At 71.0% G+C, this 1548-nt stretch carries 1 protein-coding gene; it reads left to right on the top strand.

Features of this window, described 5'->3' with window-relative positions; all coding sequences use genetic code 11:
• Positions 1-84: 84 nt before the first annotated feature.
• Positions 85-1548: ISL3 family transposase (locus EU555_RS35900; RefSeq protein WP_167858776.1), on the top strand; the 1464-nt coding region annotated here is incomplete at its 3' end.

The raw sequence follows: 1548 nt of genomic DNA, 5'->3' as shown, positions 1-1548 counted from the left end.
TGGTTCTTGCTCACTTTGCGTGGATGGCGGTGGATTGACTCGGGCCGCTGAAGGGTAGGCCTGCCCTCCCCATCGTGGATGGGCATGGACATTCCCCTCGCCATCCCCGAGTGCCGCGTCGCACGGTTTGTCGAGCGACACGAGGATCACCTCGTCATCCCCGTGCGACTGGACGCAGCCAGCGGCCGGTGCCCCGAGTGCGGGCATGCGAGCCGGTCCGTCCATAGCCGCTACCACCGCCATCCCTCCGATCTGCCGCTGTCGGCATCGCAGACCAAGCTCCGCATCGAGGTGCGGCGGTTCTACTGCCTCAACCCGACCTGCCGACGCCGGACCTTCGCCGAGACGCCCATGACCCTCCTCGCACCGCGCGCCCGGCGCACGCGGCGGCTTGGCGAGGCGCAGGCCAGGGTCGGCCTCGCCTGCGGCGGTGCAGGCGGCGCGCGTCTTCTCGCGCACCTCCACATGCCGGCAAGCCGCGCGACCGTGCTGCGGCTCGTCACTCGCATCCCGATGCCCGACGCGCCGGCTCCCATCCGGGTCGGCATCGACGACTGGGCAATCCGGAAGGGCAGCCGTTACGGCACGATCGTCGTCGATCTCGACCGTCGCCGCGTCGTCGACCTCCTCCCTGATCGCACGGCACTCACGGTAGCCGGCTGGCTCGAACGGCATCCCGGCGTCGAACTCGTCGCCCGGGATCGCTCGACGGAGTATGCCCGAGGTGCAAGCCTCGGCGCTCCCCAGGCGCAGCAGGTCGCCGATCGCTGGCACCTGCTCACCAACATGCGGCAGGCCGTCGAACGCTGGCTCCACGGCGCCCATGCCCGGTTGCGCAGCCTGCCGCTCCTCCCTGGCTTGACCGTTCGTCCCGCCCGGCGCGACCGTGCCTTCGCCCGCAGCACGCCGGAACTGGAAGCGGGCGCACAGAGCCGGATGCGATGGCGGGCTGTCTACGACGAGGTCCGCCGTCGGCACGCCGGCAGGGAGCCCCTGCTCGCGATCGCCCGTGCCCTGGGGCTGGCTCGTGCGACGGTGCGCAAGTATGCCAGCGCCGAGACGTTCCCGGCGCGGTTGCCTCACGGTGCCGGGCCGAGCCTGCTTGATCCGCACGTCGCATACTTGGCGGGACGGATCGACGAGGGCTGCGAGAACGCCATGGCCCTGTGGCGCGAGATCCGGGAACGGGGCTATCCCGGGACGAACCGGCAAGTGCATCGCTTCGTCGCCGAGCGCCGAACGAGGCCGGTCCGATCAGGCCGCAAGGCCCGCAGTGCCAAGGCTTCCGCTTCGGAGCCGCCTGGATCGGAAGCCCCGTTGCCGCCAGCACGGCAGTTGGCGTGGCTGCTCGTGCAGCCGACCTCGGTGTTGGATGTGAGCGAAGCGGCTGTGGTGAGCCGCGTCGAGCAGGACGACACCGCGCGGGCCGTCACGGGGCTGGCCCGCCGCTTCACCGCACTCGTGCGCGCCGCCGGGAAGGGCAAGCGCGTGGCCGATGATCAGGACGCCGCTGCAGACATCGAGGCTTGGATCACGAAGGCCCGGACC

The sequence above is a fragment of the Methylobacterium nonmethylotrophicum genome (assembly GCF_004745635.1).
Taxonomy (GTDB): domain Bacteria; phylum Pseudomonadota; class Alphaproteobacteria; order Rhizobiales; family Beijerinckiaceae; genus Methylobacterium; species Methylobacterium nonmethylotrophicum.
This window is presented reverse-complemented; position numbering and strand designations above follow the sequence as displayed.